General features: G+C 63.1%; 15 protein-coding genes. 8 read left to right on the top strand and 7 right to left on the bottom strand.

Annotation, left to right across the window (positions count from 1 at the left end; translation table 11 throughout):
* Positions 1-37: 37 nt before the first annotated feature.
* The 4 genes from ligA to KBZ19_RS06095 all read left to right on the top strand — a co-directional run bounded on the left by ligA (position 38) and on the right by KBZ19_RS06095 (position 7,668).
* Positions 38-2,155 (top strand): NAD-dependent DNA ligase LigA, encoded by a 2,118-nt coding sequence (gene ligA / locus KBZ19_RS06110; protein WP_255100245.1) that lies wholly within the window; start codon positions 38-40, stop codon positions 2,153-2,155.
* Positions 2,156-2,918: 763 nt separating this feature from the next.
* Positions 2,919-5,336, top strand: a complete 2,418-nt coding sequence (locus KBZ19_RS06105) for a T3SS effector HopA1 family protein (RefSeq protein ID WP_255100243.1) — start codon at positions 2,919-2,921, stop codon at positions 5,334-5,336.
* A gap of 195 nt (positions 5,337-5,531) precedes the next feature.
* Positions 5,532-6,227, top strand: coding sequence for a response regulator transcription factor (locus KBZ19_RS06100; RefSeq protein WP_255100241.1), 696 nt, complete (start codon positions 5,532-5,534; stop codon positions 6,225-6,227).
* Positions 6,228-6,246: 19 nt separating this feature from the next.
* Positions 6,247-7,668 (top strand): cell wall metabolism sensor histidine kinase WalK, encoded by a 1,422-nt coding sequence (locus KBZ19_RS06095; RefSeq protein ID WP_255100240.1) that lies wholly within the window; start codon positions 6,247-6,249, stop codon positions 7,666-7,668.
* Between the two features lie 472 nt (positions 7,669-8,140).
* Here KBZ19_RS06095 and KBZ19_RS06090 read toward each other — a convergent pair whose 3' ends face one another.
* Complete coding sequence (locus tag KBZ19_RS06090) at positions 8,141-9,376, bottom strand: RNA polymerase sigma factor (protein ID WP_255100238.1); 1,236 nt, start codon at positions 9,374-9,376, stop codon at positions 8,141-8,143.
* Positions 9,377-9,718 carry a YciI family protein gene (locus KBZ19_RS06085; protein WP_094512211.1) on the bottom strand — a complete coding sequence of 114 codons (342 nt, stop codon included), beginning with the start codon at positions 9,716-9,718 and terminating at the stop codon, positions 9,377-9,379.
* A gap of 190 nt (positions 9,719-9,908) precedes the next feature.
* Between KBZ19_RS06085 and mscL the strand changes: the two genes are divergently transcribed.
* Positions 9,909-10,301, top strand: a complete 393-nt coding sequence (mscL, locus tag KBZ19_RS06080) for a large conductance mechanosensitive channel protein MscL (protein ID WP_255100236.1) — start codon at positions 9,909-9,911, stop codon at positions 10,299-10,301.
* 68 nt (positions 10,302-10,369) lie between these two features.
* Here the strand turns inward: mscL and KBZ19_RS06075 are convergent, their stop codons facing one another.
* Together KBZ19_RS06075 and vapB are read right to left on the bottom strand one after the other, a co-directional pair.
* Positions 10,370-10,810: a type II toxin-antitoxin system VapC family toxin gene (locus tag KBZ19_RS06075; protein ID WP_255100235.1), complete on the bottom strand. Its 441-nt coding sequence runs from the start codon at positions 10,808-10,810 to the stop codon at positions 10,370-10,372.
* 81 nt (positions 10,811-10,891) lie between these two features.
* Positions 10,892-11,128 (bottom strand): type II toxin-antitoxin system VapB family antitoxin, encoded by a 237-nt coding sequence (gene vapB, locus KBZ19_RS06070; RefSeq protein WP_255100233.1) that lies wholly within the window; start codon positions 11,126-11,128, stop codon positions 10,892-10,894.
* 79 nt (positions 11,129-11,207) lie between these two features.
* On the opposite strand from vapB, the gene KBZ19_RS06065 reads away from it, so the two are divergent.
* Together KBZ19_RS06065 and KBZ19_RS06060 are read left to right on the top strand one after the other, a co-directional pair.
* The gene (locus KBZ19_RS06065) at positions 11,208-11,516 is read left to right on the top strand and encodes a type II toxin-antitoxin system Phd/YefM family antitoxin (protein ID WP_315856327.1); all 309 of its coding nucleotides are present in this window, start codon (positions 11,208-11,210) and stop codon (positions 11,514-11,516) included.
* On the top strand, positions 11,513-11,710 hold the full coding sequence (locus tag KBZ19_RS06060; RefSeq protein WP_315856326.1) for a Txe/YoeB family addiction module toxin: 198 nt from the start codon (positions 11,513-11,515) through the stop codon (positions 11,708-11,710). Before KBZ19_RS06065 ends, KBZ19_RS06060 begins: the two co-directional genes overlap by 4 nt.
* A 206-nt stretch (positions 11,711-11,916) precedes the next feature.
* Here KBZ19_RS06060 and KBZ19_RS06055 read toward each other — a convergent pair whose 3' ends face one another.
* A complete protein-coding gene (locus KBZ19_RS06055; protein WP_255100231.1) occupies positions 11,917-14,328 on the bottom strand; it encodes an ATP-binding protein in 2,412 nt (803 codons plus the stop codon).
* A gap of 260 nt (positions 14,329-14,588) precedes the next feature.
* Here KBZ19_RS06055 and corA point away from each other — a divergent pair, with 260 nt between their 5' ends.
* Positions 14,589-15,695 carry a magnesium/cobalt transporter CorA gene (corA, locus tag KBZ19_RS06050; RefSeq protein ID WP_255100230.1) on the top strand — a complete coding sequence of 369 codons (1,107 nt, stop codon included), beginning with the start codon at positions 14,589-14,591 and terminating at the stop codon, positions 15,693-15,695.
* 502 nt (positions 15,696-16,197) lie between these two features.
* On the opposite strand, the gene KBZ19_RS06045 is transcribed toward corA, so the two are convergent.
* Together KBZ19_RS06045 and KBZ19_RS06040 are read right to left on the bottom strand one after the other, a co-directional pair.
* A complete protein-coding gene (locus KBZ19_RS06045) occupies positions 16,198-19,524 on the bottom strand; it encodes a choice-of-anchor I family protein (protein ID WP_255100228.1) in 3,327 nt (1,108 codons plus the stop codon).
* A 90-nt stretch (positions 19,525-19,614) separates the two neighbouring features.
* Positions 19,615-22,500, bottom strand: a complete 2,886-nt coding sequence (locus KBZ19_RS06040; RefSeq protein WP_255100227.1) for a valine--tRNA ligase — start codon at positions 22,498-22,500, stop codon at positions 19,615-19,617.
* Positions 22,501-22,580: the final 80 nt, after the last annotated feature.

Raw genomic sequence — 22,580 nt, 5'->3', positions numbered from 1 at the left:
CGCTCCATCCCGCCGCTCCTTGCCAGCGCCGCCTCCCATGCCCGACGCATCGCCTGAGGATCGGGCCGAGGAATTGCGCCGCCTGCTGCAGCGCGCGGCGCACGCCTACTACGTGCTCGATGCCCCGGAGCTGGAGGACCCGGTCTATGACCGGCTTTATCGCGAGCTGCTGGAGCTGGAGGCGGCCCACCCCGAACTGGTGCGTCCCGATAGCCCCACGCAGAGGGTGGGCGGCGCTCCCGCCGAAGGCTTTCGCACGGTGGAGCACCGCGTCGGACTGCTGAGCCTCGACAACGCCTTCGGCTTGGAGGACCTGGAGGCCTGGTATGGCCGCCTGCTGCGCGCGATCGATCGCTTGCCCGAGGTCGGTGCACCGCTGCCCGCCCTGCCGATGGTGGGCGAGCTCAAGATCGACGGCAACGCCCTCGCTCTCAGCTACGCCAACGGGGTGCTGGTGCGGGCCGCCACCCGCGGTGACGGGGCGTGGGGCGAGGAGATCACCGCCAACGTGCGCACGATCCAGAGCGTGCCGCTGCGGCTGCAGCTGGATCACCCCCCGGCCTGGGTGGAGGTGCGCGGTGAGGCCTTCATCCCCGACGCCACCTTCAGCGCCATCAATACCGAGCGCGAAGCCCGCGGCGAACCGCCGTTCGCCAACCCCCGCAATGCCTGCGCGGGCACCCTGCGGCAGCTCGATCCGAAGGTGGTGGCCGCACGGCGTCTCGATTTCTTCGCCTACACCCTCCATCTCCCTGAGGAGTGGGATCCGGTCGGCGCCGGCGGGACCAGTGATCCGGCCCGGCCCACCAGCCAGTGGGCCTCGCTGGAGTGGCTGCACTCCGCCGGCTTCCGGGTCAATCCCAATGCCGAACTCCTGCCCGACCTGGCCGCGGTGGAGGGTTTCTTCAGCGCCTGGGAGGAGACACGGCGCTCCCTGCCCTACGCCACCGACGGGGTGGTGGTGAAGCTCAACGACCTGCGACTCCAGGCCGAGGCCGGCTTCACCCAGAAGGCGCCGCGCTGGGCGATCGCCCTCAAGTACGCCGCCGAGGAGGCCCCCAGCCGGCTGCTGCGCTTGGTGGCCCAGGTGGGCCGCACCGGGGTCGTGACGCCGGTGGCGGAGTTCGAGCCGGTGGCGCTCGCCGGCACCAGCGTCAGCCGCGCCACCCTCCATAACGCCGACCGGCTGGCCGAGCTCGATCTCCACGCCGGCGACACGATCGTGGTGCGCAAGGCGGGTGAGATCATCCCAGAGGTGGTGCGGGTGCTGGTCGAACTGCGGCCGGCAGGGGCAACGCCGCTGGCCCTGCCCCAGGCCTGCCCGGAGTGCGGCTCTGAGCTGGTGCGCGAGACGGGGGAGGCGGCCACGCGTTGCGTCAACAGCAGCTGCCCGGCGATCCTGCGCGGCTCGCTGCGCCACTGGGTGAGCAAGGCGGCCCTCGACGTGGATGGCCTCGGCAGCAAGCTGATCGAGCAGCTGGTGGACCGAGGGCTGGTGCGCTCGATCGCCGATCTCTACCGGCTCGACGCCGCGCTGCTGGCCAGCCTGGAGCGGATGGGGGAGAAGTCGGCGTCGAATCTGGCGGCGGCGCTGGAGGCCTCCAAGGCCAAGCCTTGGCATCGCCAGCTCTATGGCCTTGGGATTCACCACGTGGGCGAGGTGAACTCCAAGGCGCTGGCCAGGGTGTTCCCCTCGGCCGCTACTCTCGCCACGGCGGCATTCGAGGCCCCGGAGGCGATCACCGCAGTCCATGGCATTGGCGTCGAGATCGTTCAGTCGCTGCAGCAGTGGTTTGCCATCCCCGCGAACGAGCGCCTGCTCAACGACCTGGCGCAGCTGGGTCTGACGCTGGCCAGCACCGGCGCCGTTCCTGACGGAGGCGGCAGGTCCCAGTCCCAGCCTCTAGCAGGAAAGACACTGGTGCTCACGGGCACGTTGCCCAGCCTGACCCGGCACCGTGCCCAGGAGCTGATCGAGGCCGCCGGTGGCAAGGTGACAGGCTCGGTGAGCCGGAAGACGAGCTTTGTGGTGGCTGGCGAGGAGGCGGGAAGCAAGCTCGGCAAGGCCGAGAGCCTGGGTGTGGCCGTGATCGACGAAGCAGGCCTGCAGGCCCTGCTCGCTGCAGAGCCACCACGGTCCTCCGAGTCGGACTGAGCGTCTCACCGGTCTCCTCAAGCCTTCGGGGCAGGCGACAGGCGCGTCAGCAGCTTCGCTGCGACGGTCACGGCCGTTGCTGTGCGTGACCAGGCTGGCAGGCGCACCGCCCTCCGCTGGACAGGGCGGATGACGCCACAACCTCGCTGACGCAGGGGGACGTTCTCACCCTGTGCCGACATAAGAGTTTTCTTGCCAATTTCCTTCCGTCCTCTTACCGCCGAACTTTTACTGTTCATTCAGTTCAGCCATTCAAGCTGAACAGGCGGACAGATGACCCATCTGTTGACTGCACGGCTAATCATGCAGTACAGGCAGAGGCGTCGACTGACCATCATTATCCCCGTCCCAAATTCTAACCAGTCAAAGGAGAACACCATGGCAACTGAATCTTCGACCAATGCAGCCCTGTTGGGTCTGAATCTGCTGTCAGGGGCAGATAGCTTCCTCACTGATCTCACCCCAGAGGATGAGGCCTCCATTTCAGGTGGCAATGGCAGGCGCCGCCGCAGCCGCCGCAGCCGCGCCAGCCGTCCCACCCGCGCCAGCCGTCCCAGCCGCATGAGCGGATTGTCCTGACGTTCCCCTAGGCCGATGATCCAGGGCTTGCAACCCCTGTTGGGGAAACCGACAGTGGCGCATCCCTGAGAACAACTTTGGGACCTGTCGAGGTTTCGAGATTGTCAAGTGGCATTCTCGAAATCTCGACTTGGAGCAAGTCTCAGTCCATGGTGGAAGTGCTTGGAATGATGAATGCCTGACGATGCCTCTACGCCTGGAATCTTCTACCATCCTTGATTACTTGGTTCAGCAAGGCCTTTGCGGCCCTGATGATGAAGTGCTGAGTGTCAAGGCACTCTCAGGCAAAAATCTCAATCTCCTGGTGCAGCTCTCCACAGGCGGCAGCCACCATGGGATGACAACCAGCCTATTGGTCAAGCAAGCACCGTTTCGGGATGAGGAAGGACCCAAGCAGAGTTTTCTCGAAGAGTGGCGCATCTATCAATTGCTTGATACCGATGATCAGCTCCGCGAGCTGCAGCCCATCATGTCCGAAGGGGTGAATTATGATGCCGTCAATGGCATCCTGATTCTCCGATTTTTAGAAAAGTATTGGGATCTTGGCAAGTTCTACTCGGGCTCCCAGCAGTTTCCCCTGCGCGTCGCCACCGCACTCGGAATCGGCCTGGCTACGCTCCACCAGGCAACATTTCAACGTCGGGACTATCAGCTCCAACTCGCTCCGGAATACACCCGTATGGAGGGGGACAGGGGCAATGGGCCTGACTTCTGTGGTGAATTGGAGAATCTGACGCCTGGTCTCTTTCGGCGAGTGTCGCTGGATGGCCTCATGTTCTACAAGCTTTACCAGCGCTCTGCCCACCTTTCGGAAGCGCTCTCTCGTCTGCAAGCAGATTACACACCATGCTGCCTGATTCATAACGACCTCAAGTTTGGAAACATCCTGGTTCACCAGGATTGGCCTCGGTGGGAGCCCTCGCCCCTGCCCACCTCCTTGGCGGCTCTGCACCTCCCTGATCAGCAAGGAGTCATCCGGGTGATTGATTGGGAGCAGTGGGCATGGGGCGATCCGGCATTCGATGTAGGGGCGATAATCACTGAGTATCTGAGAATCTGGCTTCAGAGTCTTGCCCTCAGCAGGGATATTGATCTTGCTGTCTCGCTGCAATTGGCGGCAGTGCCGTTGCAGACACTTCAGCCCTCACTGGCCGCCTTGATCAAGGCCTATCTGGCACAGTTCCCTGCAATTCTTGAGGTTTTTCCTGACTTTCAGGAACGGGTGCTGCGGTTTGCTGGCCTGGGGTTGATCGAGGTGATTCAGGAACGGTTGTTTTACCGAGAACCATTTGGCAATCTGGAGATTTCCATATTGCAGGTTGCAAGGTCGCTGTTGTGTCATCCTGAAGCCGCCATGTCAACGGTGTTTGGTGACCTCGGTTCGCACTTCTCAGGCATCGAGCCTCCAGATTCCCCTCCTAGTGAGATGGTTCACGTTGCCTTTAGCAAAGCCCATTGCACCAACAGCCATCCAGCTTCGCACTCAGAGGTGTTCTTGCCCCGTTGGCTGCAGCACTATTCCCTCGATGCAGCGCTGACCGATTTGACTGAGAATGTTCGTATCGATCCTCCTCTGATTGAACATCCGTCTTACGCACTGCTCGATGTCACTCAAGTGCGAGGCAGTGCCGCCTCTGAAACGGAGGCAGAACGGTACAATGCTTTGCCAGATGAGCTAAAGCAGGCGGATCTATTGCGTCAGCTCAGGAATTATCTGTATGACATCTACTTCAGCGGGGAGCAAGAATCGCGATTGTCAATGCCTACGCTTAACACAGAGTACAAGAACAGCACCTATGCAGGCTTGGATCTTGATTTCATTGGCCAGATCCAGGCGGCCAATAGCGGCACAGGGTGCGTCGACCCCAACTGGGTCGTGACCCGAGTGGAGGGAAGCCGTTACCAGGTTCAGAAAGATGGTCTGCATCTTTGGATTGATCCCACTGCCGATCTGGCGTTGGGTTCGTCCGAGGGATCTGTTGGCACTCGATTGTCCTTGCGTCTGCCCAATTCTTCTTTCGTTGGGGAGTACTACATGGCGGTTGGCAATGGTGGACAACCTGCCACTGATCAGGCTTCTTTTCACCTCTTCTTCCATGTCACCGTGGAGGGGGCGATCCTGCTGATGGAAATCTTGAGCTGCGAGCTCAATCGCGAATCCTGTCCATTTACTTTGAAGGTCCTCGCCGAGCCTTTGTCCTATGGGCGCTTTGATGCTGCAATTCTGACTCTGGAATCCAGGCACTATGTGAATCTACGGGCCGTCTTGCAGCATCACTACCCCAGGCTCCGCCCTCACTTACAAGATCCGATCCCTCTCTTCACCGCGCCACTTGCCCCTGGCATCGGACTCGCCGAAGCCCCTGGAGATGCACAAGGTTTTGGCCTGGGCCGCTGCAAGATCCTGGCGCGGGCACTGCTGGCTGCTGAGCCCTTCCCCAGGCCTCGGCAGTGGGCCATCCAGCAACACTTCGCTGAGCACAGTCTGGATTGGCAGCGTCCCCATCTCAATCCGGGATCCCGTGCTTCCTATCCACCACTGGATCTCCGTGACTGTGATGAGGTGGCCGCTGCGAGCGATGCTCTGTGCCACCCTCACTGACCCCATCACGCTCTCACGGCCTTCCACTGGAAAGTGGCCCAGGCTTTGTGTCGTGGAAGCTCTGGAGATCAGGCTGCAGTGCCGTTTCTACGCTGAGGACAGCATGAAGGATCATCTCGCGGCGGTACCATGACGGTTAGCCCATGCACGCCTTTCTGTTGCCATGACTCAGTGGAGGTTCTTTGCCGATCTGCTATGCGCGTGTTAGTAGTTGAAGACGATGCAGGTATCTCCAGGTTCATTCATCAAGGGCTGGGGGAAGCGGGATACGCCGTTGATCTTGCCTTGAATGGCCGCGATGGCGTGAACTATGCAATGGCAGCTGATTACGATGCTGTTGTTCTCGACGTCATGCTTCCTGTACTGGACGGCCTGAGCGTCCTTAGGGAGCTGCGGAGACAGGGATTAAAAACACCAGTTCTGTTGTTGACGGCGTTGGACACCGTCCAGGATCGTGTGCTGGGTTTGGATGCTGGCGCAGATGATTATTTGATCAAGCCGTTTGACTTCACGGAGCTGCTGGCCCGGTTGCGAGCTCTATTGAGGCGGCCTCCCCTTCAGACAGACGTGTTGCTCAAGGTTGGGACCCTTGAGATGGATACCGCCCAACGGGTGGTGAAGCGTGGCAATCGGCTCATTGATCTGAGTCCGCGGGAGTTTTCTCTCTTGGAGTACTTGATGCGTCACTCCAACCAGGTGTTGAGTCGGACGCAAATTGCCCAGCACGTCTGGAATTTTGACTATTATGGAGACTTCAAGGTTATTGATGTCTATATTGGCTATCTCCGGCGAAAGCTTGATCAGAATGAGCCATTCTCTTTGATTCAGACTGCTAGGGGAGTGGGTTACTGCATCAGGGCTGATGGTGAGGCTCAGCTTTCCGACCCATAGCCCCAACGTTTAAACCGCCATGAAGCTTTGGAAACCCTGGCACAATCTCAGGTTTCGCCTGGTCGCCTGGTACAGCCTTCTGGCGGGTCTAACTATGCTGGGCTCCGATCGCTTGATCTATCACGAGTTTCAGCGAACGCTGCTTGAGCAGGTTGATGGCGCCTTGAAGGTGAATGCCATCCAAGCCTTGAAGTCCCTTGATGACGAAGTTAACACCTTGGTGTTCGATCCACGTAAGGATGCGCCGATCATTGCGTCATTGTTGAGTGATGCTGGTGTTGTGATTTTGTTGCTTGGGAATGATGGCGCTGTGAAGGAGCGTTTCGGCGATTCGTCCATGCTTCCGGCTCACCAAGTCGTAAAACCTGGCTTTGAGACCGTGCTGACTGGGGAAGGGCGCTGGCGAATGTATACAAAGGAAATCCTTACGAGTCGTGGAAGGCCATCGGGATGGCTGAAGGTGGCTCGTTCTCTTCAGCCCATCGACACCACCTTGCAGAACCTCTCGAATCGCTATCTGCTCAAGCTTCCTATTCTTCTTGGAGTGGTGGGCTTGGGAGGTTACTTCCTGGCGAGCCGTGCGCTTAAGCCGGTTGTGCAGATTACGCAGATATCGAAGCAGATCAGGGTTAGCGGAAATCTGGCTCAGCGCATTCATTACCGTGGAACTTCTAATGATGAACTGGCTCGCCTGGCCATGATGTTTGATGAGATGATGGATTCACTGCAGTCGGCTTTTGAGTTCGAAAGGCGGTTTCTGATGGACGCTTCTCATGAGCTTCGAACACCGCTGACGGCTCTTAAGGGCCGGCTGCAAGTGACGCTGCGTCAACCCCGCACCGTCGCAGACTATCAAGAATCTCTCCACTTGATTGATCATGATGTTGATCGTCTGATTCGTCTTAGCAGTGATCTTCTGCTGCTATCTCGGCTGGAACAGGGCCACCGGTATGCTGATCAGGATCTCATTGACTTGAGCGATCTGCTGGCTGCAGTTGCTGTGCAGGCTCAACCTTTGGCTGATCTTGCGGGCCTTTCTTTCCGCACATTCATCGTCCCCAATCTGTTGATCCAAGGCAGCCCAGATCATCTGATTCGTCTCTTTCTTAATCTTATTGAAAATGCCATTAAGTATATACCTGCTCCGGGCCGCGTCAGCGTGGTTGCTGCCATTCAGCAAGGCTGCATTCGTGTTGACATCAGTGACACTGGGGTTGGAATCGCGCCGGAACATCTACCCCATCTGTTTGAACGTTTCTACCGTGTCGAGAAGTCGCGCTCGCGTGCGACGGGTGGCACAGGCCTCGGGTTGTCCATCGCCCAGGAAATTGTCCATCACCATCACGGCACGATCACAGTCCAAAGCCAACCTGGCCATGGCACCACCTTCACGGTCAGTTTTCCCCTCGACGTCAAACGGGATGGTTTGGCATCAGCCTGATGGATGACCTCGGCGGTTCGCTGGATCTGTCGATCCAGATGCATCCCTTGCCTTCCAGTCGGTCCGATGGGATGCAATGGCTGCGGCAAGCTGGCTTGCACTGTCAAGATTCTGATCGGTGTGATCGAGCTGTGGCCGGCTATCGATCCGCGGCTGGTGTGGGACACCGAGATGGTCTACTGGCGCCCCAGCACTTCCTTCGGTAGCAGCTTCCTGCACGCACTGGAGCCGAGGCTTCCAGGTTTGCTCCACGTTGCTGATGGTGGAGATGACTGCCCAGCTCCTTCATGCCGCGGTGCCCACGCTCGCACGTCTGTGGCACCAGCTGGTCTACAGCTTCCATGCGCAGAGGCTCTCGTCAGGACGGACTCAACGGCTGGCGATCGGTGGCTGCAGAGCGGCCACCGGCTCACCCGCAAGGCATGGAGCGAGCGGAAGGCCAGGACCCCGGTAGGGGAGTGCAGGCCGGGCGCTACGGGCAGCGCCCTCGCAGGAAGGCCATGGCCGCTGGGTCCGTGGTGAGGGCGATGGCCCGCCCATAGCTCTCCCGCGCCTCGGGCCAGCGGCCGAGCCGGCTGAGCAGCTCGGCCCGCAGCGCCCACCAGGGTTGATAGGCGGCCGCCGCGGGCACGGCGGCGCCGAGCGCTTCCAGTGGCACCAGCCCTGCGGCTGGACCGCGCAGCTCGGCCAGCACCGCCAGCCGGCTCACCTGCGCCCCCAGGCTGGGGGCCAGGCGGATCAGGCCGTCATAGAGGTGCAGCAGCGCCGGCCAGTCGACCCGGCCGTGCACGGCCCGCTGGGCATGCACCGACTGGATCGCCGCCTCCAGCTGGAAACGCCCCATCCGCCCCTGGGCCGCCGCCAGCCGCAGCTCCGCCTCGGCCTCCGCCTGCAGCGGCCGCGACCAGAGCCGCATGTCCTGCTCCTGGAGCGGCACGTAGGCGCCATGGCGGTCGCGCCGGGCCGGACGGCGCGCCTGGGCATGCAGCAGCAGTGCCAGCAGCCCCCGCCCCTCCGGTTCCTGCGGCAGCAGCTCAACGCAGAGCCGCGCCAGCTGGACGGCCTCCTCTGCGAGCCCGTCGCTGCCGCCGCCCGCTGCGCCGGGTTCCTCCCAGCCCGTGCCGAAGGCCGCGTAGATCGCCTGATGCACCGCCGCCGCCCGTGCCGGCAGGGCGTGGGCGGGGGGCAGCACGAAGGGAATGCGGGCCTCCCGGATCTTCGCCTTGGCACGCACCAGCCGTTGCCCCATGGCGGCGGGAGCCACCAGGAAGGCGGCCCCGATCCGGGCGGCATTGAGGCCCAGCACCGTCTGCAGCATCAGCGGCGCCTGGATGGCCGGATCGATGGCGGGGTGGGCGCAGAGAAACAGCAGCCGCAGGCGGTCGTCGGGGATGGCCGCCGCTTCGCCCGCGCCGGCACTCGGATCGGTGGGCATGGTGAACGCCTCCTCGAGGAGGAGCGGCAGCAGGCGCTCCTGGGTGCGGGTCCGCCGGTGGCCATCGAGCCAGCGCCGCCGGGCGGTGACCAGCAGCCAGGCCTCCGGACTGCGGGGCACCCCCTGGCGGGGCCAGTCGGCCAGGGCCGCCAGGAAGGCCTCGCTCAGGGCGTCCTCCGCCGCGGCGGGATCGCCGCAGCGGGCCGTGAGCCAGGCCACCAGCTTCCCGTAGGAGCGGCGGGCGGCCTGCTCGGCGCTGCGCGCCGCCTCCACTCAGCTCCCCTCCATCGCCAGCACGGGCCGCACCTCCACGGCGCAGCGGCCGGCGGCGGGACAGCGCGCCGCCCAGGCCAGGGCGGCATCGAGATCGGGAACATCGATCAGGAAGAAGCCGCCCAGTTGCTCCTTGGTGTCGGGGAAGGGACCGTCCTGCACCTGGGCGGTGCCGCCCTGCAGCCGCACGGTGGTGGCGGTGTGGGTGGGGTGGAGGCATTCGCCACCGCGATGGGCGCCGGCCTCCGCCAACGCCTGGGCGTAGGCGGCATAGGCGGGCATCAGGCTGGGGCGATCGGCGACATCCTGCTCGGTTTCGTAGATGAGGACCGCGTAGTTCATGGGACGCGAAAAGAAGGGGATGGCCCCGGGTCGGGGTTCACCTCCATGACGGACGGCGGCGCCCCATTTCGACAGGGTGGGAGGGATGGATGCGGGATAGGGAGTGACGGAGCAGGTTGGGGTGGGGTAGGGGACGGGTGATCCGTTGCCTTCACACGTAGGTTGTCGGCGATCCTTCCGCTGTTTCGTGATGGCCCCGCGCCGCTCCAGTTTCCTGGCCGATTTTCAGGCCTTCATCAACAAGGGCAATGTGGTCGATCTCGCCGTGGCGGTGGTGATCGGTGGCGCCTTCGGCAAGGTGGTGGATGCGGTGGTGAGCCTGGTGATGGGCAGCCTGCTCACGCCTGCCCTGAAGGCGGCCAACGTCGATTCGATCAATGCCTGGCCGGCTGGCGCCGTGATCGTGGCGCTGATCAACTTCCTGGTGATCGCCTTCGTGGTGTTCCTGATCGTCAAGGCCATCGAGGCCACCAAGCGCAAGGAGGAGGCCAAGGCCGAGGCGGCCGCCGTCCCCGATGTGCAGGCCCAGCTGGCCTCAGCGGTGACCCGCCTGGCGGACGCGCTCGATCGCAAGGGGCTCTAGGCCTGCGAGACCACGCTGGTTGGGCGCGGCATGCCCTCGCCCTCGCCCTTCACGGCCAACGTCCTGGCTCAGCCCTGTGGCTCCCCGGCACTCCCGGCTTCAGCCACCCAGTTCTCGAGAACGAGGCCTGGATAGAGCTGGAAATCGGCCAGGTTGTTGGTCACCAGCGTGACGCCCAGCGCGAGGGCATGGGCGGCGATCAGTTTGTCGAGCGCATCGCGGCGCCGTTCGCGGCTGGCCAGGCGAATGGGACCATAGGCGCCGGCGGCGCGGCCATCGAAAGGGGCGACCGGCACCTCCAGCAGAAACTGCTGCAGGGCCAGGCGGTTGCGCTCCACCTGGTCCCCCGAGGCGATCACGCCGTACTCAAGCTCTGCGGCGGTAATGGCCGAGATCAGCACCTCTCCCACGCGGCAGCGAGCAAAGCGCTCTGCCACCTGGGGGGGCTGGTGTTTCATCAGGTAGATGCAGATGTTGGTGTCCAGCAGGTAGAGGGGGCGAAGGCTCATGGCTGGCTGATCAAGCGCCCCTCACAGCTGCTTCCCTCAAAGCTGCTCTGCTCCCAGCTGCTCTGCTCACAGCCGTGCGCGTCACAGCTGTTCCCGCTCCGCCTGCTCCTGATCCCCGCGGCCTGCTGCCAGGAAATCCGGCGAAAAGCTTGCCAGGGCCGACAGAGCTCCGGTGATCGGCTTGCCCGCAGGGCGGATGCGCAATTCATCCCCGACCCGCTCGATTTCGAGCTCCAGGTCGCTGCGTGCATAGGCCAGCTCAGCAGGGATGCGCACGGCCTGGGAATGGCCGTTGCGAAACAGGCGGGTGGTGGCCATGGCCAGCATGGATGTACCTGTGCATCCTAGGCGGTTCCGGCTCAGTCCAGATCCGCCAGCCGCTGCCAGACGACTTCCGGTGGCCAGCCTTTCCGCCACGGAATCCCGCAAGCGGCTGAATGCCCTCAACGACGAGGTGACCTCCTCCCACGAGCCCGTGCAGATCACAGGCAAGCGCGGTAATGCCGTGCTGCTCTCGGAATCGGATTGGCAGCCCGTCCAGGAGACCCTCCATCTGGTTTCGATTTCGGGGATGCGCGAATCCATCCTCGAGGGCCTGGCTGTGTCGGCGGAAGAGCTCAGCGATCAGCCGGGCTGGAGCGTTCGCTTCACACGGCAAGCCCAGAAAGACGCCCACAAGCTTGCCGCTGCATCTCCTGGGCCTTGAAGGCCAAGACCCAGGAGATGCCCCTTCTGCTGACAGATGATCCCTTCCGCCAACCTCCGCCCATTGAGGCGTTGGTGGGTGATCTACGCTGGGCTTTCTCCCACCGTATCAACATTCAGCACCGGCTCGTGTACCAAGTGCTGCGTGAAGAACGCATGGTCAAGATGTTGCGGTTGTGGACCCACTACGGATGAGGGTGAAAGGACTGGGAATTCAAGCCAGCCGTCCGCTCAGGGGATACAAACCAGCCGTCCGTTCAGGAATCGATGTCCTTGTCATGACGAGCTCTCGGGCTCTGTCTTGTGCCAGTCGATCAGGGAATCTGAGATTGGCAGGGAATAAGTCAAGTCGCCCGTAGAGAGAATGGGACGACAGAAGAAGTGACTTCACTGGGTCGTATTCATGTTGGAGGTATTGCTTCAGGTTGTGCGATGGCAGCGGTGGCAGTGGGTTGAGAAAGCTCGGGACGACCGCTTGAATAGAGATAGCTAGAAAGCAAGCAAGTCCGATCAGCAGCACACTGGATCGGCCACGAAGGAGAAAGTGATTCGTCCGCATCGGCGTTACCAGCACTCGGTTGAATGCCATTAGCCGAGTGCTGAATAACCCCTTGAAGCTCCTGGAGTTTTGACTTGGCCAACGCGTCGTGGTTGCATGCAGCGATGTGGGCGTAGAGAAGGGTGCAGAGCCAGAGAAGATCTTGGGTTAGGTAGTCGGGCAGCTGGCGGTTATGACTGCTCTCGCTGAATGCAGGCATGTTTTCGGATTCGAGCCTCTCGCCTAGCTGGGCTGAGGTGGACTCATCATTCAGCGCTTCTCGAATTAGCGCCGGAATCCCATTTGCCTCGCTTCTCCAGCGCGTTTTGTAATAGGTTGAGAGCGTTCCAGATGCTTCGCAATTGCCTGATGTTCTTTGGTATTTATCGATGTCAATAGTTCCGCCTAAATACGTACCAATTCCTTTGGGTGAGCGAGCATACTGATTGTAGTCAATGCGTTCTAATTTGCATCGATCAAGTGACCCCCGATTTGGACGCGTGTGATCGCGCTCAATCTGCTCTTTCATCAGAGCTGCCGGGATCATGTTCTCAATCTCCTTGCAAGGCAGCACGATGAAGCGTTCGTTGAGCTGCTGGGCAAAGAACAGCTCGCGATCAGCCTTTCCCTTGACATCCCCATCCGCGAGAACGATGGCTGTTGCGCACAAACTAGGCACATTTGTAGCTCTATCTGCATTGGCTTGATCTTGATCTTGATCTTGATCTTGATCTTTCTCAGAGGCATCCGAGAAAAAACTGAAGTGCGTGAGATTTCCACCGCTATACTCAACAAAGGCGTAGTGGCGATCTTCCTTGTATTGCCCTAGCCGCGCGGCAAGACTTTTGCAATCCTCATCGCCACGCGTTTGTAAATACTGAATAAATGCCTCCATGTACGCCCTCAGATATGCGCAGTCACTGATTCCCTCCACCCAGATGGTGGCATTGGCAAGGAAGGTGGCCGAAGGTCGTACTCCAAGCTCCAGCAAGGTCTGGCGATCCCTCAGGTTGGAGGCACGAATCCTGAACCTGGGTACTGACGGAGTGGAATTCACGGCAGCATTGCTGGTGGACTGGCCAGAATCAGGCAATGACCCGCTTTCGATTTGTGAAAAGCTGAAGATGCTTACCAACTCGTTTTCTTCCAGCAGATCAAGCAGGTGATTGGAATGGGTGGTGAGAAAAAATTGGTGCCCTTTCATGCGGTGGTAGGTCTTGAGCACCTCCAGGAAGGTGCGCTGCAGGGAAGGGTGCATGCAAAGATCAGGCTCTTCTAGAAAGAACAGGCTGCCTTGTTCGGTTTCAGTGATGATCGGATAGGTGCAGATGATCAAGCTCTGCATCCCGTCGCCGAGATCATGAATAGGATACTCTTGGTTGTTTCCAATCTTGATATGCACCACATCGTTTTTGCCCTCCTCAACGGGTATCAGTGTTGTATCCTGGCCAGCAAAGAAGTTCTTGGAGAGAAAACGCTCATACTCTCTAACAGAATCTCTTTTCACCTGTGTTTTTGCTAGAAGGCGTTCGCGTAGATCGTTAAAGAGACTGAGGCCCGTGAAGATCTGTTGATCGCCAAAGCCTCTGCGCTTCTGCAAATCCCCGCTTGCTGAAAAATAATCGTGAATAGTGCGCTGGCGATACCAATCATTATCAGCCATATTGATCAGATCAGCTATCTCTGGCTTCAAGGGTGGGCGCATTCCACGCAGTATCGGCACATAGCACCGCTTGACATTCTCAAGGCCTGCTAGTTCTTCCTTTATTCCGCAGCAGCGAATTTTCTGCTTCAAATCTTGAAGCATGCAAAGCTCATTAGGCCTCAACTGGCGACCACGACGCGTTCCTGTGCTTATTAGATTGTCAAGCAATTGAACATGGCCTCGTAGGATCGTCTCATTTCGCAGAATCCATCCATTCTTTGGTATTTGATCTGCCGCGTTTTCTTTGCCCGTTATAGTTTGGATCCAGGTTGCTATGTCAACTCCAAGTTCAACCTTGACATCTTGGCAGTCTTTGGTGGTTGCTTTGAACTTAGCTGATGTCTGGCTCTTAAACAACTCTCGCATTAATCGAGACTTGCCTGAATTGTTGGCGCCCACAAGGATCGTAATCGGCGCCAGTTCATCCAGTTCCAAGGTGCCAAGGGTCGTGATGGCCTGTTGCTCCTGATCCTTGCCACAATCCATCACGTATTGCCCCACTACCTCCCCCTCTAGGCAGATGCCGCTGAACCACGGCACATGCACGACCTGCCTGTTCCCCTCAACCACGGCCCATCGGCAGCAAGTCCCCAGTCTGCCGGTGCCTCAGAGCTAAACCTCCTCCTGAGGGGGATTAAGGAGTGCCCAGCACCGATCCAGCCGTAAGCGCTGGAGACCCAGGGCATGCCAGAAAGAGAGGGAACCTGCAGCTCCAATCCAGTGCAGCCACCTGGGCATCACCATCCTCAAGCTTCATCAGAAGCAAGAAGCTGCTGCACGTGGGCGACAGCGGGCACAGAATCCGCTATCAGCAGCCCGGCAACAGGATGGTGAGCAGGAGCAGCAAGGGAACGAGCGGCAAGGGCAAGGGCAGGGGCAGGGCGCTCAGCGGCAGCAGCGAATCCGCCTTCCAGGTGCCCGGCACCACGGTGTTCGTGGGCCGTCAGCGGCGCGAGCAGGCCAGCATCGACATCATCACGTTCAGCGCCGAGACGATCCAGGAATGGCACCAGGCGGACTTGGACACCTGTAACGCCTGCCACGCCGGTCCGACGATCAGCTGGATCAACGTGAACGGCATCCACGACACCGCTCTGATCGAGCAACTGGGCGATGCCTTCGATCTGCACCCCCTGACCCGCGAGGACATCGCCAACACCTCCCAACGGCCGAAGTGGGAGGAGTTCGATGGCTATGCCTTCCTGGCGATGAAGATGCTCGACGACGCTGGAGCCGACCGGGGGGTGACGGTCGAGCACGTGAGCCTGATCCTCGGTCCCACCTGGGTGCTCTCGTTCCTAGAGGACGAGGGTGATGTGTTCGAAAGTGTGCGCCAGCGGCTGCGCACGGCCAGCGGTCGCGTGCGCACGATGCCGGCCGACTACCTGGCCTTCTGCCTGATGGACGCTGTGGTGGACCACTACTTCCTGGCAGTGGAGCGGATCGGCGAGGGGGTGGAACTGATCGATGAGCAGGTGATCAGCCATCCCGATCCAGGCGACATCAAGAAGATCCACCGCCTCAAACAGCAGATGCTCACCTTGCGACGTGCCGTGTGGCCGCTGCGGGAGGTGGTGGGGGCGATCGTGCGCAGCGAATCGGATCTGCTGGGCAAGCGCACCAACGTGTTCTGGCGCGATCTCTACGACCACACCGTGCAGGTGATCGACATGGTGGAGACCTCACGCGATTCTCTGGCCAGCCTGCATGACACCTACCTCTCCAGCCTCAGCAACCGCATGAATGAGGTGATGAAGGTGCTCACCGTGATCTCCACGATCTTCATCCCCCTCACCTTCCTTGCTGGTGTGTACGGCATGAACTTCGAGCACATGCCCGAGCTCAAGTGGAAGGAGGGCTATTTCGTGGTCTGGGCGGTGATGGTGTCGACCGGTGTGCTGCTGCTCATGTATTTCCGGAAGCGCCGCTGGATCTGAGCCAGGCCCAGCTTCGCCGCGCAGCTCATCGGGCCAGATCGGCCAGTCGCTTCTGGGCCAGCTGCTTCTGGGCTTCCTCCTCCGCTATGGACGCGGAATTGTGCCACCACCTCGGGAGGCTTCTTGCCGGCGAAGATAGGGCTTGCCAGGTGCGCGCTGAGGTCCTTGATCTCCGCGTCGGCCTTGGCGATATGGTTCCCCAGTTGGTCGTGCATGGCCCCGAGACCCACAAGGCCCTCGATCCCCAGCAGCACCTGCCGCTCGCCGCTCACCGCCCCAATCCACCGAGTGGTCGAGCCGCCCCAGCTGGTCCACGATCGTGCTGCCACCCCCATGCCACAGGGCTGGCGTCCCTGGCCGGGGCCCGCCCGGAGCTGACATTGATGCTGGACGGTTCAGCCCGATCGAGTGATGCTCGGCTTCGGCGGCAGCCGAGGGCCCCTGACAAAAAAGGCCCCTCACAGGAGGGGCCGAGGGCTGGGCTCGCGACGGGCCGATGGGATCAGATCACCGGGTCGGTCTGGACGATCAGATCGATCTGGCCCCCTTCCACCAGGTAGCCGGAACCGTTGATGTTGCCTCCACCGAGGCTGTGGGCCTGGACGTTGGCCAGGAAGACAGTGCCGGGTGCGGCGCCGTAGATCGACGAGACATCGATGATCCCCGAGGATTCCCAGTTGCCGACACCGCTGCTGCTGGGGTCTGTGACCACACCGGGTTGGCTCTGGCCGTAGGCCGTGGGGACGGCGGTGCGGTCGATCTGGGCCCACCGCTCCGAGGGCACGCCCGTGACCGGATCGACAGGCCCGCTGGGGTTCAGCTTCCAGATCGAGGCCTCTTCGGTGCCGAAGTTGCCGTTGGCGATGTCGAGTCCACCGCCGTTGGCACGATCCTCCTGCAGGTAGAGGGAACCATCAGCGCTCCAGGTGAGGTTGTCGGGGTTCCGCAGGCCCGTTGTGGGGTCAGCGAGGCGATCGGCGTCATAGATCACCCGCAGGCTGCTGGAACCGCTGCTGGCCAGGCGGCCATCGGCGGTGAAGGCATCGGCGAAGCTCAGGGTGTAGACGTTGCCGTACAGGTCGCCGCTGCTGAAGTCCTTCGTGCCCGTGGAGACGAAGGCCACCTGCTGTCCGTTGAGGGGGTTGACCTCCCCGTCCTCGATGCGGCTGAGCTGCAGGGCCCCGAGGTCGGTGGCCAGGGTGCGGATCTCGGCATCGGTGAGGTCGGCGTAGCTGGCCTTACCCGCCGGCTTCTCGATCTTGACCCAGCTGCCGGCCAGGGGAGCCCCAAGGGCCAGGGCCTTGAGGTCATCCGAATCGGGACCGGCGGTGGCGTCGATACCGGATTCCGCCAGGCCCGTGGGCACGAAGGTGTAGAGGGCGCCGTTGGCTTCCGCCAGGCCGTTGCGCTCCAGGAAGCCACCGGCCGTCTTCTCGCCGACCCAGAGTCGCAGGGGAGCCTTGGCGTCATCGAGGAGCAGCACGGCGACCGTGTTGGCGTTGCCGGTGTCGATCAAGGTGGCGGATTCCCAGGTGCCTTTGCCGAAGGCATTCACCTGAATGAGGTCGTTGCTGGCCGTATCGAGGGCATAGAAGGCGCCGCCGCCACCGCCGAACACCTCCTCACCGGTGAGGAAGATCCGATCAGCGAAACCGCGGCCGGCGCCGAAGCTGTTGGCCTCCACCAGGTTGGCGGAGCAGAAGCGATCGAAGCCGTTGGTATCGGTGCCGATCACCCTGTCATAGGCGAGGCCACCGCTGAGGATCCGTGACTGGAAGCCGTTGGCGGCGTTGTCGTCGGCATCGATGTCAACGATGAAGCGGCTGATGCGGGCACCGTTGACGGAGGAGTTCAGGCCTTCGGCGGTGTAGGCGTAGCCCGCGCTGGCGCCGAGTTCGTGGTTGACGAGCAGGGTGTAGGTGCCATCGCCATTGCTGTAGGCGCCCTGTCCATCGAAGATGCCCGGCGGCACATAGACGCTGCTGCCCGGCGCGGTGCCGTTGGTGAACTCGCCGTTGGTGATCAGGCTGGAGATCGTCAGCTCCGCCCCACCGGCCACGTCCTTGAGCATGGTGGAGGTGAAGCTGCCGGCGCCGGCCACCGGGGGCGCGGCGATCAGGGCGCCGAGATCGAGGATGTTCAAGGTGTTGGACACCTCGTTGGAGACCACCAGCAGGTCCCGCCTGGTGGGGCTGTCCTTCGCGTCGATCACGAGCAGGCCCTCGGGGGACACGCTGCCGGCCAGCACGGTGCTGGTGACGAAGCTGGCCTGGGCTGGGTCGGTGATATCGAACACCGCCAGCAGGCTGCTGGTGCCGCGTTCGGCACTGACGATCGCGTAGGTGCGGCCGTTCAGCTTCGTGACCACGACACCTTCGGGCTCGACGCCCTTGTCGTCGCTGCGGGTGTCGTCGTAGACGCCGGCGGCGATGGCGACGGTCTGCAGGGTGTTGCCGCTGTCCCAGACGAGGGCACCGGTGGTGGCATCGAAGATGCTGACGCTGCGGCTGCCGAAGGCGGTGAAGGGAGCGGTGGTGTCTTCACTGAGAGTCTTGAGTCGACCCAGGCGCCGGGTTTCGTCGAGGTAGAAGCCGGGGGTTCCGGCGGTGCCGTACTCACGGCCATCCCCCTCATTGGCGGTGATGAAGTAATCCTTTCCCCTGGTGCTGAAGGCGGCCAGCCCGTCCGCCATCCTCAAGCCCACCACGTTGTTGCCGAGAACGGGGTTGATCAGGGGCGTTCCGGTGCTGCTGCCAGCGGGAGGGGGACCGTCCCGATCGCTGATGTCAACGAGCTGGGTGCTGAAGTCGACGCTGCCGAGGGCGAAGATCGCCTCGATCGTGTTGGTCCTGAGGTTGACCTTGGCGACGCCGTTGTTCTCCTGCAGGGTCACGTAGGCGGTGTTCCCCAGGATCGAGACGTACTCAGGCTCGATGTCGGTGGCCTGGGTGGTGCCGGCTGGCCCGGAGATGCGGATCCCGCTGGGCAGGGTCAACCCGGCGAAGCTCAAGTCGGTGTAGCTGAAGGTCTCCTTGCCGGGCCTGCCCTTGATGTCGATGATGCCGATGCTGCCGGGGCGGTCAATCGCGTAGTTCGCGATCGGCTCACCCTCGTTGGCGATCACCAGCTTCTTGCCGTCCTTGCTGAAGGCGATGCCATCGGGCAGGTAGCCCACCTCCACGTCCTTCACCAGGGTGAGGGTGCCGGATCTGTCGATCCGGTAGAAGCGCACCAGCCCCTTGCCGGCACTGGTGGCGTAGTCGTTGGGGGAGAGGGCGACTGCCACGAGGTCGTCGTAGGTCGCCACCGACTGGCTGATGTAAGCGCCGAGGGACACCCGCTGGAGTAACCCCGGTGCCAGGGGGTTGCTGGCATCGGTGACCTGCAGGGTGCTGCCGCCACCGGAGGAGAGCAGGAAGAGCTTGCCGCCCAGCCTCACGTAGGCGGAGATTTCCGTCTGGAACTGCTCAGTTGGTGCGGCGCCTGGGGCCGGAGGCGTCGGCGAAAGGTTGAGGCTGGCCAGAAGGGGATCGGCCGGTGCCGGGGGCCTGCCGCGCCCGCCACGCTCGCCGTCACGACCACGACTACTGCTACTGCTACTGCTGCTACTGCTGCTGCTGAGGCGATCGTCATCGCCGACGTCATCCTGCACATCGTTGAAGCGGGGCTGCCGGGAGGCGGCGAACCCTGCCGGGGACTCGGCGGGAACCTTGGGCTCCTCCTGCGTCGGGAACGGCGTCAGGGAGGGAAGCTCCGGGCTGGAGGAGCGCTGGGAGTAGTCGGATTCCTCCAGGAAGGGGAACTCGGACCGGGTCGCGGCGGTAGACACGAACGTGATCGGCAAGGGGATCCCTAGAACCCTCAGCCAGCCACGGCCCCGGCTCGTTAACGACGGCTTATGAGGGCATTAGCACGTGCATCAGGCTCCAAGATCCGCCAGCCGCTGCCGCGCCAGGGCGGCCTGGGCTTCAGCTTCCGCCAAGTTGGCCTGGCACTCGGCCACTACCTCCGGCGGCGCCTTGCCGGCGAAGTTGGGGTTGGCCAGGCGGCCGGCCAGGCCCTTGATCTCCTTCTCGGCCTTGGCGATGTCTTTCTCCAGCCGGCCGCGCAGGGCGTCGAGATCCACCAGGCCCTCGATCGGCAGCAGCACCTGAAGCTCGCCGCTCACCGCCGCCAGGCAGCGAGCGCTGGCACCACCGCTGGTGTCGCGCACCTCCACCGACGCCGCCCGGGTGAGGGCGGTGATGTCGCCGCTGCCGGCGCGCAGCACGGCGGCCAGCTCCGGCCGGCCGGTCACGAACACCACGGGTGCGGCCTGCGAGGGCTTGAGCCCGGCCACGGCGCGTAGGTTGCGCACCACCCGGATCGCCTCGATCAGTTCCGCGAACTGGGCTTCCAGGGGGGCGTCGAGGGCGGCGGCGTCCACCACCGGCCAGGCCTGCAGCGCCAGGAAGGTGCCCTCGGGGGCGCCGGTGAGGCCGTGCCAGAGCTCCTCGCTCAGGTGCGGCATGAGCGGATGCAGCAGCACCAGCAGCTCGTTCAGCACCTTGGCCAGCACCTGGCGGGCCACGCGCTGATCCGCCAGCACCTCAGCGCTGAGCGGCTCGCCCTCAACGGCGGGGCGGGGGTTGAGGCGCCGCTTGAGCAGTTCGATCGTCCAGTCGCACACCTCGTTCCAGGCGAACTCGTAGAGGCCCTTGGCGGCCTCGCCCAGGGCGTAGCTGCCGTAGCGCTCTGCCGTTTCGCCGTTCACACGCGCCAGCCGCGACAGGATCCATCGGTCAGCCAGGGTCAACGCGGCCGGATCAGGCTCTCCAAGGCTGGCGGGCGTTTCGCCGCCCAGGTTGATCAGGGCGAAGCGGGTGGCGTTCCAGAGCTTGTTGGCGAAGTTGCGCGCCCCTTCCACCGTGGCCGAATTGCCGCTGGCGCGGTCGTAGTCGAGGCGGATGTCCTGGCCGGCGCCGGCCACTTCGCGCACCAGGGCGAAACGCAGGGCATCGGCGCCGTAGCGCTCGATCAACGGCAGCGGATCGATGCCGTTGCCGGCGCTCTTGCTCATCTTGCGGTTGTTCTCATCCCGCACCAAGCCGTGGATCATCACGTCGCGGAAGGGGATCCAGGTGTCGCGGCCGCCCACCGGCACGCCGTCCTCCTGCAGGAAGGCGCCGGCCAGCATCGTCATGCGCGCCACCCAGAAAAAGATGATGTCGAAGCCGGTGACCAGCACGCTGGTGGGATACCAGGTGGCCAGATCGGCGGCGTTCGCATCGGGCCAGCCCAGGGTGGAGAAGGGCCAGAGGCCGCTGGAGAACCAGGTGTCGAGCACGTCGGGGTCCTGCTCGAGCTGCAGCGGGCGGCCTGCCGCCCGGCTGGCGGCGCCGAACTGCGCCTCGGCCTTGGCCTGGGCCTCCTCGGCGTCGCGGGCCACCACGTAGGGGGTGGCGTCGCTGATCACGCCGCCGGTTTCACTCACCACGAACCAGGCGGGAATGCGGTGACCCCACCAGAGCTGGCGGCTGATGCACCAGTCGCGGATGTCGGTGAGCCAGTCTCGGTAGACCTTCTCCCAGCGCTGCGGCACGAAGCGGGGTTCGCCTTGATCGAGCGCTGCGCGGCAGCGGGCGGCCAGCGGCTCGGCCCGCGCGAACCACTGGGTGGAGAGCAGCGGCTCCACCGGCACCTTGCCCCGATCGGAGAAAGGCACGCTGTGGCGGTGCGGCTCCACCTTCACCAGGAACCCTTCCGCTTCCATTGCCGCCACCACCGCCGCGCGCGCCTCGAAGCGATCCAGCCCGGCGAAGCGGCCGGCGGCGGCGTTCATCGAGCCGTCCTTGGCCATCACCGTGATCAGCGGCAGGCCGTGGCGGGCGCCGATCGCGAAGTCGTTGGGGTCGTGGGCGGGCGTCACCTTGACGCAACCGGTGCCGAAGGCCGGATCCACGTGCGCATCGGCCACGATCGGGATCTGACGCCCCACCAGCGGCAGGGTGATCGTGCGGCCCACCAGGGCGGCGTAGCGGGGGTCGTCCGGGTGCACGGCCACGCCGGTGTCGCCCAGCAGGGTTTCGGGCCGGGTGGTGGCCACCACCAGATGATCCAGGCCGGCGGCGTCACCGGCGGCCTCACCCGCGGGGCCCTCGCTGAGCGGGTAGCGGAAGTGCCAGAGGTGCCCGTCGAGCTCCTTCATCTCCACCTCCAGATCGCTCACCGCCGATCCCGAGGCCGGGCACCAGTTCACCAGGTATTCGCCCCGGTAGATCAGCCCCTGCTCGTGCAGGCGCACGAAGGCCTCCACCACTGCTTTGTTGAGGCCGGGATCGAGCGTGAAGCGCTCGCGCCGCCAATCCACCGAATAGCCGAGCCGGCGCAGCTGGCCCACGATCGTGCCGCCGCTCTCGGCCTTCCAGGCCCAGGCGCGCTCGAGGAAGGCATCGCGGCCCAGGTCGTCCTTGCTGCCGCCTTCCGCCTTGATCTGCTTCTCCAGGATCGACTGCACCGCGATCGAGGCGTGGTCGGTGCCGGGCAGGCACAGCACGTTGCGACCGCGCAGGCGCTGGAAGCGCACGATCGTGTCGATCAGGGCCGTCTCGAAGCCGTGACCCATGTGCAGGCTGCCGGTCACGTTCGGCGGCGGGATCACCACAGAAAACGGTTCGCCGGGAGCGTTGGGGTCGGGGTGAAAGGCGCCCGCCGCCTCCCAGGCCGCCTGCCAGCGGGCTTCCGTGCCGCTTGGGTCGTAGGTCTTAGGCAGGGCCTCGGCGGCAGCGGCGCCATCAGGGCTGGGGGCGGCGGAGGCCTCGGTCACAGCTGGGGTCAGGGAGATCCGTCCATGCTCTCAAAGGATGGCGAGCCAAGCGGCGGGGGCGCCCGGTACGCGAGCGAGCA

It is taken from the genome of Synechococcus sp. L2F, assembly GCF_024345695.1.
In the GTDB taxonomy this organism is placed as follows: domain Bacteria; phylum Cyanobacteriota; class Cyanobacteriia; order PCC-6307; family Cyanobiaceae; genus MW101C3.
Note: the sequence above shows the minus strand (reverse complement) of the source record. Positions and strands in the feature narration are given on the sequence as shown.

Coding starts and splice junctions, on each gene's coding strand:
- ligA (WP_255100245.1), top strand. CDS start 38: ATGCCCGACGCATCGCCTGAGGATCGGGCCGAGGAATTGCGCCGCCTG.
- KBZ19_RS06105 (WP_255100243.1), top strand. CDS start 2,919: ATGCCTCTACGCCTGGAATCTTCTACCATCCTTGATTACTTGGTTCAG.
- KBZ19_RS06100 (WP_255100241.1), top strand. CDS start 5,532: ATGCGCGTGTTAGTAGTTGAAGACGATGCAGGTATCTCCAGGTTCATT.
- KBZ19_RS06095 (WP_255100240.1), top strand. CDS start 6,247: ATGAAGCTTTGGAAACCCTGGCACAATCTCAGGTTTCGCCTGGTCGCC.
- KBZ19_RS06085 (WP_094512211.1), bottom strand. CDS start 9,718: ATGAACTACGCGGTCCTCATCTACGAAACCGAGCAGGATGTCGCCGAT.
- mscL (WP_255100236.1), top strand. CDS start 9,909: ATGGCCCCGCGCCGCTCCAGTTTCCTGGCCGATTTTCAGGCCTTCATC.
- KBZ19_RS06075 (WP_255100235.1), bottom strand. CDS start 10,810: ATGAGCCTTCGCCCCCTCTACCTGCTGGACACCAACATCTGCATCTAC.
- vapB (WP_255100233.1), bottom strand. CDS start 11,128: ATGGCCACCACCCGCCTGTTTCGCAACGGCCATTCCCAGGCCGTGCGC.